Raw genomic sequence first — 13119 nt, 5'->3', positions numbered from 1 at the left:
TTGTGAACGATTCACGAACTCGGACCCTCTGTCATAGTCGCCGAGCAGGCGATCCTGTGCCGATTAGTCCGGGCAGGCCCAGCAGTTGGCCCTGACAAGCTCGCCGGGTGTGCCTGGCTCCATCTCCATGAAGGTCTCGGCTGCGTTGGATCCGTCGTCGCGAGCCATGTCCCCGGATAGCCGGAAACCAGCCCTGTCGTCTGGGAAGAGAAACACGTCCCAGATCACGCCACCCCCGCGCGATCAAACCGGCGAGCAAGGTGACCACCGCCCAGAGCGCAACGGCACCGGTGAGCACCTAGCCCTCGACGTAGGCCCGCCCGCTCGGTACCGGATCCTGCTATCGCCTCGTCCACGCTCACGCACGGAGCCTGACGCATGAGTCCACGTTCCGCAGGTGATGTCACCGAACTGTCGGCTCCCGCGCCGTGGCGAAGCTTCAGGCGCGGCGGGTCTCGAGCACGCGGAACCCCTTGGCGCTGCCGATGCGGGTGGTGGGGTAGCCCTGCTCGGTGATCCAGCGCTGCAGCGAGTCGCCGCCGAGGTTCTTGCCGACGACCATGACCGCTCGGCCGTCTGGGGCGAGACGCGGGAGCCAGGTGAGGAGCAGCTCGTGGAGGGCCGGCTTGCCGATCCGGATCGGCGGGTTGCTCCAGATCTCGTCGTACGTCACCTCGGGATCGATCTCGGCGGGCACCGCGGCGCGATACCGGTCGCCCAGACCCAGCTTCGCCGCATTCTCGTTGGCCAGCAGGACCGCGCGCTCGTTGACGTCGACGCCGGTGACGTACGCCTCGGGCACCGCGAGTCCCAGGGCGAGCCCGATCATGCCGTAGCCGCAGCCGAGGTCGAGGACCCGCGCGCCGGGCTTCAGCGACGGCGGCTCGGTCTCCTTGAACAGCACCGAGGTGCCGATGTCGAGGCGTCCCTTGGCGAAGACGCCCGACCCGGAGACCAACGACAGGTCCATGTCCCACACGGTCGTCGAGACGGGAATTCGCTCGAAGGGCACCGACGGGTCGGCGGAGAAGTAGTGCTCGTCGTCAGTCCCGGTCAAGCTCGCTCGCCTCTCTGCGGTTCATCGTGCGCTCGTGCTGGGCCGCCAGCAGCTCGTCGGGCGGGTAGGCGACCTCTTCGAGGGTCAGGCCGTTGGCCGGCGCGATCGGGATCGACGAGGACCGCGAACGCGAGGCCAGCGACTCCTTGGCCCAGCTGACGTCCTTGCGCCCCTCCCCGATCACCATCAGGCACCCAACCAGCGAGCGCACCATGGAGTGACAGAAGGCATCGGCGAGCACCGTCGCCTCGATGATCCCGTCGGGGCGCCGCTCCCAGCTGAGCTGGCGCAGATCGCGGATCGTGGTCGCGCCCTCGCGCGGCTTGCAGAAGCTGGCGAAGTCGTTGAGCCCGATGAGGTCGGCGGAGGCGACGTTCATCAGCGACAGGTCGAGCGGCCGGGTCCGGTAGAGCACGTGCCCGCGCAGCAGCGGGTCGACATACGCCGGGTCGTCCACGATCCGGTAGACGTAGCGTCGCCACAGCGCCGAGAACCGGGCGTTGAAGCCCACCGGCGCCTCGACCGCGGCACGTACGCGCAGGTCGGCCGGGAGGATCCCGTTCAGCCGGCGCACCAGCGAGTCCAGCGGCGACTGCTCCGACCGTCCCCGCGAGGACTCGAGCACGTCGGCGTCGATGTCGAAGTGGGCGACCTGTCCGCGGGCGTGCACACCCGAGTCCGTACGCCCGGCGACCGTCACCCACACCTGGGACCGCTCCCCCGTCGCCGGCACCCGCAGCGCGGTCGCCAGCGCGTTCTGGAGCTCTCCCTGGACCGTACGCAGCCCCGGCTGGGTCGCCCAGCCGTGGAACATGGTGCCGTCGTAGGCGAGGTCGATCCTGATGCGCACGGGCCCATTCTCGCAGCGACCACGTCGTTTGCCAGACTCGGCGCATGCGCTATGTGATCTTCGGTGCCGGGGCTGTCGGTGGGGTGACCGGAGGGCTGCTGCACCGGGCAGGTGTCGACGTCACTCTCGTGGCCCGCGGCGAGCACCTCCGGGTGATCCGCGAGCAGGGTCTCACGCTCGACACTCCCGACGGCGTGCTCACCCTCGACGTACCCGCCGTCGAGGACGCGAGCCAGGTCGCCTGGACCGAGGACACCGTCGTCCTCCTCAGCGTCAAGGGCCAGCAGACCGAGGCCGCGCTCGAGGACCTGGCGGCGTACGCGCCGCCCGGCACGCCGGTCGTAGCGATGCAGAACGGCGTCGCGAACGAGCCGCGGATCCTGCGCCGCTTCGCCCGGACGTACGCCATCCATGTCATCCTCCCCGCCACCTTCCTGACCCCCGGCGCGGTCGTTCAGGACTCCGGCAACAAGCCCGGCATCCTCGACATCGGCCGCTATCCCACCGGCATCGACGAGACCGCCACCGAGATCGCGAACGACCTGGTCAAGGCTGGGTTCCTGAGCGAGCCGCGCGCCGACATCATGGCCTGGAAGAACCGCAAGCTCCTCAACAACCTCGGCAACGGCATCAACGCCGCGATCGCCCCCGGCCCCAGCGACGAGGAGATCTACGCCCGCTGCCTGGCCGAGGCGGAAGCCGCACTCGCTGCCGCCGGCATCGACGTCGTGACCGCCGACCAGGACCGTACGCGGCGAGCCGACCACATCACCGGCCGCGGCCGTGCCAACAACAGCTCGACCTGGCAGAGCCTCACCCGCGGGACCGGCGTCGAGATCGACTACCTCTCCGGCGAGATCGTGCTGCTCGGTCGCCTCCACGGCGTCCCGACCCCGGTCAACGAGGCCATCCAGCGCGCGGTCCACGACATCGCCCGCACCGGCGCCGAGCCCGGCAGCCTCGACGGCGCCACCTTCCTCGCCGGCCTCTGACAGCCGACCGCTGAAACCCGTCTCCGAAAGGGGTGGCAGGCACACAGCGGGTCCGGCAGGCTGCCTGCCATGAGCCACGCCGCGCCGCCTCCCCCGCCGCCCCCGACGCCGCTGCCCCCGACCCACGTCTCGGGCTCCGTTCCCCGTTCGATCATGGGCACCACCATCGTCGTCATCGTGGCGGTGCTGATCCTGCAGGTCACGATCGCGATGGTCGGGTTCGTCCTGACGTACCTGCTCGGCGGCACGGCGGCCAGTATGGGCATCGTCAACATCGTGACCATCGTGCTCAACGCGCTGTTGTACGCCGTGGTGGCGGGCGGCGCGGCGTACATCGCTCGCACCCCGACTGCCCGGCTCCTCGGCATCGTGCTGCCGATGCTGTCCTGGCTGCTGAGCACCCTGCTCTGGTACGGCCTCGTCCAGCTGTTCCAGTTCTACAACCCGGTCGTCGCCGGCATCCTCGGACCGCTGATTCTGTTGCTGGTCCTGGCCGGCTGGGGATGCGCCGCCTGGACCGGCCGACGCTGGCTGATCGGACTGCCGATCACCTATCTCCTGCTCATCGTCGTGCAGGTGCCGATATCTCTCGTGCTGACGTCGGCGATGTCCTTCGACAACTTCGCCACGGTGCAGCTGTACTCCGCGCTCTCCACCGTCGCGACGACGGTGGCCATCGTGGGCGGCGGGGTCGTCTGCTGGCTGCTGGCCCGCTCCGAACAGAGCTCGGGGAAATGACAGTGGCCCGTCACCCTCGCGGGTGACGGGCCACAGTTCAGAACCAGATCAGGCCTTGGCCTCGTCCTCGTTGGTCTCCGCAGCGGGAGCCTCCTCGGCGGCGGCCTCGGTGGTCTCGTCGGCAGCGGTCTCCTCGACCGGCGCCTCCTCGACCTTCTCCTCGACGGGAGCCGCAACCGGAGCCGCGGCAGCCGGAGCAGCCTTGGTCTTCGGCTCGTAGGCCTCGTTGACGAGCTCGATCACAGCCATCGGAGCGTTGTCGCCCTTGCGGGGACCGATCTTGGTGATCCGGGTGTAGCCACCCGGACGCTCGGCGAACTGCTCGGCGATCTCGGTGAAGAGGGTGTGCACGACGGACTTGTCGCGGATGGTCTTGAGGACCTCGCGACGGTTGTGCAGGTCACCCTTCTTGGCCTTGGTGATCAGCTTCTCCGCGACGGGGCGGAGGTGCCGAGCCTTGGCCTCGGTGGTGGTGATGCGGCCGTTCTCGAACAGCGCGGTGGCGAGGTTCGAGAGGATCAGCTTCTGGTGCGCGGGCGAACCGCCGAAACGGGCACCCTTCTTCGGGGTAGGCATCGTGCCTGCTCCTTCTCTCCGGCCGTATCAGGTACCGGGGTAGACGCCCCTCACGGGGCGGTTTTGGTGGAAACTCAGTACTGCTCGTCCTCGACGAACGCGTCGTCGTCATCGTCGCCGTAGGCGGCGAGGGCGGCGGACGGGTCGAAGCCCGGAGCGCTGTCCTTGAGGGACAGGCCCATCTCGTGCAGCTTCAGCTTGACCTCGTCGATCGACTTGGCGCCGAAGTTGCGGATGTCGAGCAGGTCCTGCTCCGAGCGCGAGATGAGCTCACCCACGGTGTGGATGCCCTCACGCTTGAGGCAGTTGTAGGAACGAACGGTCAGCTGCAGGTCCTCGACCGGGAGGGCGAGGTCGGCGGCGAGCTGCTCGTCGACCGGCGACGGGCCGATGTCGATGCCCTCGGCGTCGACGTTCAGCTCGCGGGCCAGACCGAAGAGCTCGACCAAGGTCTTACCGGCCGAGGCGATCGCGTCGCGGGGAGCGATGGACGGCTTGGTCTCGACGTCGATGACGAGCTTGTCGAAGTCCGTGCGCTGCTCGACACGGGTGGCCTCGACCTTGTAGCTGACCTTGAGGACCGGCGAGTAGATCGAGTCGACCGGGATGCGGCCGATCTCGTTCTCGGCGCCCTTGTTCTGGACGGCGGAGACGTAGCCACGGCCACGCTCGACGACGAGCTCGAGCTCGATCTTGCCCTTGTCGGACAGCGTCGCGATCTTCAGGTCGGGGTTGTGCACCTCGACACCGGCCGGCGGCGCGATGTCGGCGGCGGTGACGTCACCGGCACCGGACTTGCGCAGGTACATGGTGACGGGCTCGTCGTGCTCCGAGGAGACGACCAGACCCTTGAGGTTGAGGATGATCTCGGTGACATCTTCCTTGACGCCCTCGATGGTCGAGAACTCGTGGAGGACGCCGTCGATCTTGATCGAGGTGACCGAAGCACCGGGGATCGAGGAGAGCAGGGTGCGGCGAAGAGAGTTGCCCAGCGTGTAACCGAAGCCCGGCTCGAGGGGCTCGATCACGAAGCGGGAGCGGAACTCCTCGACGGACTCTTCCGACAGGGTGGGGCGCTGTGCGATAAGCACTGATTTGTCCTTTCCGGGCCGACCGCTATTTGACGGACCCGAACTTCAAGGGGTGATGACGGAAGGCTGTGGGGGCGGCAAGGCCCCGGCGTACGTCTTCTGTGAAGTTTGAACGCCGGGGACTCACCGTGGTTACTGCGTGGGGCTGATCAGAGCTTCGAGTAGTACTCGACGATCAGCTGCTCCTGGACCGGGACGTCGATCTGAGCCCGGACGGGGAGCTGGTGAACCAGGATGCGCATCCGGCTCGGGACAGCCTCGAGCCAGGCCGGGACGACGCGCTCGCCGTGGGTCTCGCGAGCCACGATGAACGGGGTCATCTCCAGCGACTTCTCGCGAACGTCGATGACGTCGTGAGCCGAGACCTGGAACGAAGGCACGTTGACCTTCTTGCCGTTGACCAGGAAGTGGCCGTGAACGACCAGCTGGCGGGCCTGGCGGCGGGTGCGGGCGAAGCCGGCACGGTAGACGACGTTGTCCAGGCGGCCCTCGAGCAGCTGGAGCAGGTTGTCACCGGTCTTGCCACCGCGACGGTGGGCCTCGGCGTAGTAGGAAGCGAACTGCTTCTCCATCACGCCGTAGGTGAAGCGAGCCTTCTGCTTCTCACGAAGCTGGAGGAGGTACTCGCTCTCCTTGATGCGGCCGCGGCCGTGCTGGCCGGGAGGGTAGGGGCGCTTCTCGAACGCCGCGTCGTTGCCGACAAGGTCGACACCGAGACGGCGCGACTTGCGGGTCATGGGTCCGGTGTAACGGGCCATTACTCTTCAGTCTCCTTCTATGTCTCGGTGGGGATCAAACGCGGCGGCGCTTGGGCGGACGGCAACCGTTGTGCGGGGCCGGCGTGACATCCTGGATGGTGCCGACCTCGAGGCCGATCGCACCCAGGGAACGGATCGCGGTCTCGCGGCCCGAGCCCGGGCCCTTCACGAAGACGTCGATCTTCTTCATGCCGTGGTCCATCGCACGGCGACCAGCGGCCTCGGCGGCCATCTGAGCGGCGAACGGGGTGGACTTACGCGAGCCCTTGAAACCGACGGTGCCGGCCGAGGCCCACGAGATCACCGCACCGGTCGGGTCGGTGATCGTGACGATCGTGTTGTTGAACGTGCTCTTGATGTGGGCCTCGCCCTGAGCGACGTTCTTCTTCTCCTTGCGACGAACCTTCGTCGCACCCTGTCGGGTCTTCGGAGGCATGCATTAACTCCTGTGTTGGCTGGTCTGTGAGATCGAGGCGAAAGCCGGATCAACGCGCAGGGCGCGTCGGATCACTTGGCCTTCTTCTTGCCGGCGACGGTGCGCTTCGGGCCCTTGCGGGTGCGCGCGTTGGTCTTGGTGCGCTGACCGCGGACCGGAAGGCCCTGACGGTGGCGGCGACCCTGGTAGCTGCCGATCTCGATCTTGCGGCGGATGTCAGCCTGGACCTCACGACGGAGGTCACCCTCGGTCTGGATGCCCTGGGCTTCGATCTCGTCACGGAGCTTGACCAGCTCGTCCTCAGCCAGAGCGTGCACCCGGGTGTTCGGGTTGACGCCGGTGGCCTCGAGGAGCTTCTGCGAGGTGGTACGGCCGATGCCGTAGATGTAGGTGAGAGCGATCTCCACGCGCTTGTCGCGCGGAAGGTCAACACCTTGGAGGCGTGCCATTGTGTTCCTTACGTTTCGACAGAGGTGTCGGTCGGGTCGCGCCCCGGGGTGGCACCCTCGGGCTCCGGCCTCTGCTCCGGAGGTGACTTCGGACTCCAGAAATCTGGATCAGCGTCCTAGCGACTCGATGCGAATATTCAGTTGTTGCTGCGAGCTGGGCTCAGCCCGGCCGCCTTCGGCGGCACGACTTCGTCGCTCGGCGCAAACAGACGAGCAAGCTCGCTGTTTGACCTCGCTCCTCAGCCTTGGCGCTGCTTGTGGCGCGGGTTCTCGCAGATCACCATGACGCGGCCGTGGCGACGGATCACCTTGCACTTGTCACAGATCTTCTTCACGCTCGGGTTGACCTTCATGTCAGCCCTTTCTTGATCGTCGGCTGGTTACTTGTACCGGTAGACGATCCGACCGCGCGTCAGGTCGTAGGGAGACAGCTCCACCACCACGCGGTCCTCAGGAAGGATCCGGATGTAGTGCTGTCGCATCTTGCCGCTGATGTGGGCGAGAACCTTGTGTCCGTTGCTCAGCTCCACACGGAACATGGCGTTGGGGAGGGCCTCCACTACGGTACCCTCGATCTCGATCACGCCTTCTTTCTTCGGCATGCCCTCTGCAATCTGTTGGTCGGTCATCTACCGTTCAAACCACGGATCGGATGACCCGCGGGCGGTCCGGGAACCTCTCCGAAAACTCGGAGTGGACCTCGTGAAGCCATCTGCATGTCTCACCCGCGAGCGCACAGAAGCGCGCTGACCGGGCAGCCGCGAGGCACGACGAGACAGACCCACGTTGGACCGACTACCAAGCCTAGACCCCTAGAACAGCAATGCCCTAATCGTCAAGCCCGGGTGGCCGCGTCCGCCTGAGCGACCTCCGCGACGTACGCGAGCGCCGCTTCCGGGTCGCCGAGGAACGGTCCGAGGTCCTCGGGGTGCGGGAAGAGCCGGGTGAACCGGTCCGCCACCGCCTGGTGCTGCGTGGCCGCGCCGAGCACCTGCTGCACGTGGTCGGGAAGCGGGTTGAGCAGCGCGTCGGTCAGACCGGTCGAGTGCTGGGCACGGGTCTCCCAGAAGGTCTCGAAGGTCGCCTGCATCCACTCGGGGTCGAACGGCCGGTCGCCGCGTTCCAGGATCGCCTGGGTGTAGATCCCGGCGCAGTGGGCGGCGTTGTTGGAGCCCTGCCCCGCGATCGGGTCGTTGACCACGACGACGTCACCCATGCCGAAGACGAAGGTGCCGTCCGCGACCTCGGCGTACGGCTTGCGGATCGTGCCGGTGAAGGCGCCCGAGAGCGAGGCGCGGGCGTCGGTGGGCTCGCAGTCGCGCATCAGCTCGCCCTCCCACGGCATGTGCTCGAGCATCACGTGCTGCAGCCGGCGCAGGTGCTCGTCCGGGCGGGGGCGGTCCCAGAAGCAGTCGAAGGGACCGTCGGGGATCGCCTCGACGAACGCGACCCGGCTCGGCCCGAACTGGGTCAGGGCGCTGATCACGAACAGCTCCCCCACCCCGGGCGCGACGTTGATCCGCATGCTCCCGGCCGGGAAGTCGTCGGGCTCGACCATGCCGTGGAGGTAGATCGCCGAGAGCGCGCGGCCGGGGGTGTCGTACTTGGACCGGACCGGGTCGCGGTCGAAGAGCTCGACGATCTCGCCCTTGCCGGCCGCGATCAGGGTCAGCTCGTACATCGAGGCGAGGCCGGCCAGGTCGGAGGTCATCACCGGGTGGTAGATGATCCGGCCGCCCCGGTCCTCGAACAGCTCCAGCCACGAGGACATCTTCAGGCGCTGGTCGACGGACATGGCGTACGGCTCCCAGGGCCCGTCGAACTTGAGCGCGCGGACCCCGGGCTCCGGGCTGACCGAGATGCCGACCGCGGGGATGCGGGGCGCCTCGTCCTCCCACAGGTTGAGGTCGTAGACGCGCTCGTACTGCAGCGCAGGGTCGAACATGACCTGCGTCGACATCGGCCAGCCGTCGCGCAGCTCATCGGGCGTACGCGCGGACATGACCGTCACCTCGTAGCCCTCGGCCTGGAGGCTGAGAGCGAGCTGCATGCCCGCCTGTCCGGCGCCGACGATCAGGATCTTGCGCAATGAAACTCCTTCGGAGTGGGTACGCCTCCGGGCTCAGGCGCGTGTGGGGGTGGTTTTCATCGTGTGTGACAGGCAGGCGACCAACGTCTTGGCCGTCGACCTGCGGTCGCGGGCGTCCACGGTCACCAGTGGCGTCCGCTCGTCGAGGCAGAGCGCGTCGCGCACCTTCTCCAGAGAGTGGGTCAGCTTCCCGTCGAACAGGTTGACCGCCACGATGAACGGGACGTCGCTGTCGTTCTCGAAGTAGTTGACCGCGGGGAAGGACGCGTCGAGCTGGCGGGTGTCGACGAGTACGACGGCACCGCTGGCGCCGCGGCACAGGTCGTCCCACATCGGCCAGAACCGGGGCTGACCCGGGGTGCCGAACAGGTAGAGCAGCAGGTCAGGGGCAAGGGTGACCCGGCCGAAGTCCATCGCGACCGTGGTGGTCGTCTTGGCGCTCGCGTCCGAGAGCGGGTCCACCGACTCGCCGGCCTGCGTCATCCACGCCTCGGTGTTGACCGGCGGGATCTCCGAGACCGAGGCGACCAGGGTCGACTTCCCGACGCCGAACCCTCCCGCGATCACGAGCTTTGCAGAGGTGACGGTCAGTGCCGGGCGGTCAGCCGAGCTCGGAAAGGCCATCGATAACTCTCTTCAACAGACGGTGGTCGAACGGGGAGTCGTACGCCCCCTCATTGATCTGCAGGTGCTCGGTCGAGGCAAGATCCTCGAGCAGCACGCGCGTCACCCCGAGCGAGATCCCGCAGTGTGCGGACAGCTCCGCGACCGACTGTGGCCCGAGGCGTACGCGGTCGTAGAGCCGGCGCGACTCGGGCGTCAGCTTGGCGGCCGCGCGCGCGTCGAAGTGCGCCGCCGAGACCAGCGTGTGCACGTACAGCTGGTGGTTGGTCTTGGTGCGGCCTCCCGTCAGTACGTAAGGACGCACCCACGGGTTGGAGCTCACGCGCGCTCTCCCGCCATCGAGCTGACCGTCATCTGGCGCAGCTCGTCGCGCATCTGGGGAGTGAGTACGTGGCCGACGGCGTCGACCATCTGGGCCATCTTGTGGGCGACGACGCCCAGGTTCGCACCGGCGCCGACGAGGACGGCGAAGCCCGCGAGGTCACCGATGCCCATGAAGAGGAAGTGACCGGTGTGGAACTTCAGCATCACCTGGTCACAGCCGGGTTCGCCCACCTCGCGCGCGATGTTGTTGCCGAGGCTGATCACTCCGGCCGTCATCGCGGCGAGCGGGTCGGCGACGTTGGCGGACATGCCACCGGCACCGATCAGCGGGAGTCCGTCGGAGGAGACGATGAGCGCATGGGTCACACCGGGGGTGGAGCTGGCGAAGTTGTCGATCAGCCAGCTGAATTCCTTGGGGTCGCGGGGGACGACCGGGCTTTCCATTACGAAAGGGTTCCTTTCACTGCTGGGTCTTAGCTACCAAGGGAGAACGCGTCGAGATCGTCGGCGAAGGAGTGCCGGGCCGCCGACTGGTCCTCGGGCGAGGACTCATCCGTCTGCGGTCCAACGGCTGCTTCGGGCACGGCCGGCTTGCTGCGCAGGCTGACCGGCTCCCGGCGCGGGAGCGCACCTGACTCTACTGGGCTGCTCTGCTCAGCGGGCACGGAGGCCTCATTCGTCTCATCCGTCCCATCCGTCTCGCCGGGGACCGGGATCGACGTCTTCATCGTGTCGGTGGCGAGATCCGGCGACCGCTGCTCGCTGGGCGCTGGTGCGAACTGCGCCGCCGGCGGCTGCACAGGCTGGTGCACCACGGGCTGTTGCCCGGTCTGCGGCGCAACCTGTTCGGCCGGCGGCGTCGGCCGTCGCAACGGCTGGAGCGAGGACGGTCGCATCTCGCGCCGCACGGGCTGGGCGGCCGGCTGCGTCGCGGACTGGGGTCCGCGCCGCCGCGGGGCGGGCGGCAGGACCGCGACGCTGCTCGCGCTCGAGGCCCTCGGCAGCTCGGCCGGCTCGAGCGGGGTGACCGGAACCTCGCACAGGAGCTGGGCCGGCACCGTCACCATCGCGATCATCCCGTTGCCGGGCGCGGGGCGGGTGGCGAGGCGTACGTCGATGTCGTACTTGCGGGCGATCCGGTGCACCACCGGGAAGCCGGTGTGGCTCCCGGACTTGCTGACCAGCTCCACGATCGGGCCCGCCAGCAGCGCGTTGAGGCGGCCCACCGATCGCTCCGGGATACCGATGCCGGTGTCCTCGATGCGGAACAGCACGTCGCCGGCGTCGGCGAGGTGGACGTTGACCGTCACCGCGCCCGGGGAGTACTTGGTCGCGTTGTCCAGCAGCGCGGCGATCAGGCAGGAGACGTCGTCGGCGGCGTAGCCGATGACGGCGAGATCGCTCACCCGGCCGATCGTGACCTGGTTGTAGCGCTCGATGCCCGACAGCGCCATCCGGATGATGTCCAGCAGCGAGGTGTCGATGCCGCCCATCTCGTCCTCGGCGCGGCCGGCGAGCGTACGCAGGTCGCGGCTCGCGCGCCGCATGCGGGTGACGGCGTGGTCGACCTCATAGAGCTTCTTCAGCCGATCAGGGTCGTCCTCGTCGGCCTCGAGGCCGTCGAGCGAGATCCGCATCTGCTCGGCCAGGCTGATCAGGTGGAGCCCGAACTGCTCCATGATCTCGGGCCAGGCCTCGTCCTCTTCCTCCTGGCGGGGAGGTGGCGTGGAGGAGATCGGTGGCATGGCGGGGTTCGATGGCACCGGCGGAAAAGGCACGGCCTGACCCCCGGTCGGAGGGAATGAGCGAGCAAGACCCGGATCTGACTGCTCAGCGAGCGTCGCAGTCTGGGGCCCCCGGCGCTTCAACCAGCGCAGGCTCCAGCGTGTCATGAGGCGGCACTTTCAAATGTGGAGAAGGAAACAGAGCGTTGATCAGACTGGCACAACCGGTGCGCGAGTGCAGAGTTACGCACCCAGAAGCAGACAGTGTCCTAGGTCCCTCGTCCCAAGTGGCTCAGGCGCGCCGTCACCTCGCGACGAGGTGGCCCCGATCCTACGCGGCCGCCCAACTCAGCCGGCCAGCAGGCGCAGCGTCTCCTCACGCGCCGGCGCGGTGCGCGGGTCCGTGCCCTCGTACGCCGATCCGACCGGGTTCACCATGACCTCGTCCACGCCGTACTCCTCGGCCATCCCGGCCAGGCGAGCCTTCGCGTACGCGGCGGAGCCGATGATCCATCGGCCACGCATCGTGTCGACCAGCCCCTGGTGGGCTTCGGGGATCTCCGTCTTCTCGGCCTCGTCGATGCTGGGCTGCGCGGTCAGCGGCTGGCCGGTGCGCAGCTTCAGCATGGTCAGCAGCTGGGGCAGCGCCCGGCGGTCGGCCTCCTCGGCGGTCTCGGCCACGCTGGCGTTGACGGTCAGGAACGTCTTCGGCTCGCTGAGGAGCTCGGAGGGCTGGAAGGTCGAGCGGTAGAGCTCGATCATCGCCTTGGTGTCGGTGCCGTTGCCCGCGAAGTGGTGGGCGAAGACGTACGGCAGGCCCTTCTCGGCAGCCAGGCGCGCGGAGTAGTCCGAGGAGCCGAGCAGCCAGAGCTCGGCGACCGACGCGGCCGACGGGGTCGCGTGCAGGACGTGCTGGCGGCCACCGGCCATCAGCCCGACGCCCTCCGGCGCCATCATCGCGACGATGTTGTCGAGGTACTCCGGGAAGCGGTTGACCGCGTCGTCGCTCACCCCGCCGGCGCCGTGACGCAGCGCCCAGGAGGTCACCGGGTCGGTCCCCGGCGCGCGGCCGATGCCGAGGTCGATGCGCCCCGGGAACGCCGCCTCGAGCAGCGAGAACTGCTCGGCCACCACCAGAGGTGCGTGGTTGGGCAGCATCACTCCCCCGGACCCGACCCGGATCCGCTCGGTCGCGCCGGCCACCAGTGAGATCAGCACCGGCGGGTTGGTCGACCCGACCGCCGGCATGTTGTGGTGCTCGGCGAGCCAGTAGCGCTCGAACCCGAGCTCGTCGGCCACCTTCGCCAACGACAGCGTCGCGGCCAGGGCATCTGCGGAGGACTGGTCCTTGCGGACCGGGACGAGGTCGAGAACGCTCAGCTTCACGTGAAGTCTCAACCCGCCCCGGGGC

At 68.1% G+C, this 13119-nt stretch carries 17 protein-coding genes; 2 read left to right on the top strand and 15 right to left on the bottom strand.

Translation table 11 applies throughout. From position 1 onward, the window contains the following. Window positions 1-439: 439 nt before the first annotated feature. Together ABTX24_RS15690 and truA are read right to left on the bottom strand one after the other, a co-directional pair. Complete coding sequence (locus tag ABTX24_RS15690) at window positions 440-1057, bottom strand: class I SAM-dependent methyltransferase (protein ID WP_350840774.1); 618 nt, start codon at window positions 1055-1057, stop codon at window positions 440-442. Beyond that, window positions 1044-1907 carry a tRNA pseudouridine(38-40) synthase TruA gene (gene truA / locus ABTX24_RS15685; protein ID WP_160027052.1) on the bottom strand — a complete coding sequence of 288 codons (864 nt, stop codon included), beginning with the start codon at window positions 1905-1907 and terminating at the stop codon, window positions 1044-1046. Before truA ends, ABTX24_RS15690 begins: the two co-directional genes overlap by 14 nt. A 44-nt stretch (window positions 1908-1951) precedes the next feature. Between truA and ABTX24_RS15680 the strand changes: the two genes are divergently transcribed. Together ABTX24_RS15680 and ABTX24_RS15675 are read left to right on the top strand one after the other, a co-directional pair. Then, complete coding sequence (locus tag ABTX24_RS15680) at window positions 1952-2899, top strand: ketopantoate reductase family protein (protein ID WP_350840772.1); 948 nt, start codon at window positions 1952-1954, stop codon at window positions 2897-2899. A gap of 69 nt (window positions 2900-2968) precedes the next feature. Then, entirely contained in the window at window positions 2969-3637 is a 669-nt protein-coding gene (locus tag ABTX24_RS15675; RefSeq protein WP_350840770.1) for a hypothetical protein, read from the top strand. Window positions 3638-3685: 48 nt separating this feature from the next. On the opposite strand, the gene rplQ is transcribed toward ABTX24_RS15675, so the two are convergent. The 13 genes from rplQ to ABTX24_RS15610 all read right to left on the bottom strand — a co-directional run bounded on the left by rplQ (window position 3686) and on the right by ABTX24_RS15610 (window position 13094). After that, complete coding sequence (gene rplQ, locus ABTX24_RS15670; protein WP_350840768.1) at window positions 3686-4213, bottom strand: 50S ribosomal protein L17; 528 nt, start codon at window positions 4211-4213, stop codon at window positions 3686-3688. A gap of 74 nt (window positions 4214-4287) precedes the next feature. Further along, the gene (locus tag ABTX24_RS15665; RefSeq protein WP_008361061.1) at window positions 4288-5304 is read right to left on the bottom strand and encodes a DNA-directed RNA polymerase subunit alpha; all 1017 of its coding nucleotides are present in this window, start codon (window positions 5302-5304) and stop codon (window positions 4288-4290) included. Between the two features lie 149 nt (window positions 5305-5453). After that, window positions 5454-6062 (bottom strand): 30S ribosomal protein S4, encoded by a 609-nt coding sequence (gene rpsD, locus ABTX24_RS15660; RefSeq protein WP_160027044.1) that lies wholly within the window; start codon window positions 6060-6062, stop codon window positions 5454-5456. 34 nt (window positions 6063-6096) lie between these two features. Continuing rightward, complete coding sequence (rpsK, locus tag ABTX24_RS15655; protein ID WP_091052417.1) at window positions 6097-6498, bottom strand: 30S ribosomal protein S11; 402 nt, start codon at window positions 6496-6498, stop codon at window positions 6097-6099. 71 nt (window positions 6499-6569) lie between these two features. Beyond that, complete coding sequence (gene rpsM, locus ABTX24_RS15650; RefSeq protein ID WP_008361056.1) at window positions 6570-6947, bottom strand: 30S ribosomal protein S13; 378 nt, start codon at window positions 6945-6947, stop codon at window positions 6570-6572. A gap of 239 nt (window positions 6948-7186) precedes the next feature. Beyond that, window positions 7187-7300, bottom strand: a complete 114-nt coding sequence (gene rpmJ / locus ABTX24_RS15645) for a 50S ribosomal protein L36 (RefSeq protein WP_008361054.1) — start codon at window positions 7298-7300, stop codon at window positions 7187-7189. Window positions 7301-7327: 27 nt separating this feature from the next. Beyond that, complete coding sequence (gene infA / locus ABTX24_RS15640; protein WP_011757309.1) at window positions 7328-7549, bottom strand: translation initiation factor IF-1; 222 nt, start codon at window positions 7547-7549, stop codon at window positions 7328-7330. 233 nt (window positions 7550-7782) lie between these two features. Continuing rightward, the gene (locus tag ABTX24_RS15635; protein ID WP_160027035.1) at window positions 7783-9036 is read right to left on the bottom strand and encodes a styrene monooxygenase/indole monooxygenase family protein; all 1254 of its coding nucleotides are present in this window, start codon (window positions 9034-9036) and stop codon (window positions 7783-7785) included. A 33-nt stretch (window positions 9037-9069) separates the two neighbouring features. Next, a complete protein-coding gene (locus ABTX24_RS15630; RefSeq protein WP_160027033.1) occupies window positions 9070-9660 on the bottom strand; it encodes a GTP-binding protein in 591 nt (196 codons plus the stop codon). Continuing rightward, window positions 9638-9982, bottom strand: coding sequence for a DUF742 domain-containing protein (locus tag ABTX24_RS15625; protein WP_160027031.1), 345 nt, complete (start codon window positions 9980-9982; stop codon window positions 9638-9640). The genes ABTX24_RS15630 and ABTX24_RS15625 overlap by 23 nt, the downstream gene beginning before the upstream one ends. After that, complete coding sequence (locus ABTX24_RS15620; protein WP_091052410.1) at window positions 9979-10428, bottom strand: roadblock/LC7 domain-containing protein; 450 nt, start codon at window positions 10426-10428, stop codon at window positions 9979-9981. Before ABTX24_RS15620 ends, ABTX24_RS15625 begins: the two co-directional genes overlap by 4 nt. A gap of 29 nt (window positions 10429-10457) precedes the next feature. Beyond that, on the bottom strand, window positions 10458-11729 hold the full coding sequence (locus ABTX24_RS15615) for a sensor histidine kinase (protein WP_350840766.1): 1272 nt from the start codon (window positions 11727-11729) through the stop codon (window positions 10458-10460). 327 nt (window positions 11730-12056) lie between these two features. Then, on the bottom strand, window positions 12057-13094 hold the full coding sequence (locus ABTX24_RS15610) for an LLM class flavin-dependent oxidoreductase (RefSeq protein ID WP_350840764.1): 1038 nt from the start codon (window positions 13092-13094) through the stop codon (window positions 12057-12059). Window positions 13095-13119 lie beyond the last annotated feature (25 nt).

It is taken from the genome of Nocardioides sp. NPDC127514 (assembly GCF_040302125.1).
In the GTDB taxonomy this organism is placed as follows: domain Bacteria; phylum Actinomycetota; class Actinomycetes; order Propionibacteriales; family Nocardioidaceae; genus Nocardioides.
The sequence above is the reverse complement of the archived record's forward strand: the minus strand, read 5'-3'. Positions and strand labels throughout refer to the sequence as shown.

Excerpts from the sequence above, each read along its gene's own strand:
- ABTX24_RS15675 (WP_350840770.1), top strand. The coding sequence starts at position 2,969 with ATGAGCCACGCCGCGCCGCCTCCCCCGCCGCCCCCGACGCCGCTGCCC.
- rpsD (WP_160027044.1), bottom strand. The coding sequence starts at position 6,062 with ATGGCCCGTTACACCGGACCCATGACCCGCAAGTCGCGCCGTCTCGGT.
- ABTX24_RS15630 (WP_160027033.1), bottom strand. The coding sequence starts at position 9,660 with ATGGCCTTTCCGAGCTCGGCTGACCGCCCGGCACTGACCGTCACCTCT.
- ABTX24_RS15620 (WP_091052410.1), bottom strand. The coding sequence starts at position 10,428 with ATGGAAAGCCCGGTCGTCCCCCGCGACCCCAAGGAATTCAGCTGGCTG.
- rpsK (WP_091052417.1), bottom strand. The coding sequence starts at position 6,498 with ATGCCTCCGAAGACCCGACAGGGTGCGACGAAGGTTCGTCGCAAGGAG.
- rpsM (WP_008361056.1), bottom strand. The coding sequence starts at position 6,947 with ATGGCACGCCTCCAAGGTGTTGACCTTCCGCGCGACAAGCGCGTGGAG.
- infA (WP_011757309.1), bottom strand. The coding sequence starts at position 7,549 with ATGCCGAAGAAAGAAGGCGTGATCGAGATCGAGGGTACCGTAGTGGAG.
- ABTX24_RS15615 (WP_350840766.1), bottom strand. The coding sequence starts at position 11,729 with ATGCCACCGATCTCCTCCACGCCACCTCCCCGCCAGGAGGAAGAGGAC.
- rpmJ (WP_008361054.1), bottom strand. The coding sequence starts at position 7,300 with ATGAAGGTCAACCCGAGCGTGAAGAAGATCTGTGACAAGTGCAAGGTG.
- rplQ (WP_350840768.1), bottom strand. The coding sequence starts at position 4,213 with ATGCCTACCCCGAAGAAGGGTGCCCGTTTCGGCGGTTCGCCCGCGCAC.
- ABTX24_RS15680 (WP_350840772.1), top strand. The coding sequence starts at position 1,952 with ATGCGCTATGTGATCTTCGGTGCCGGGGCTGTCGGTGGGGTGACCGGA.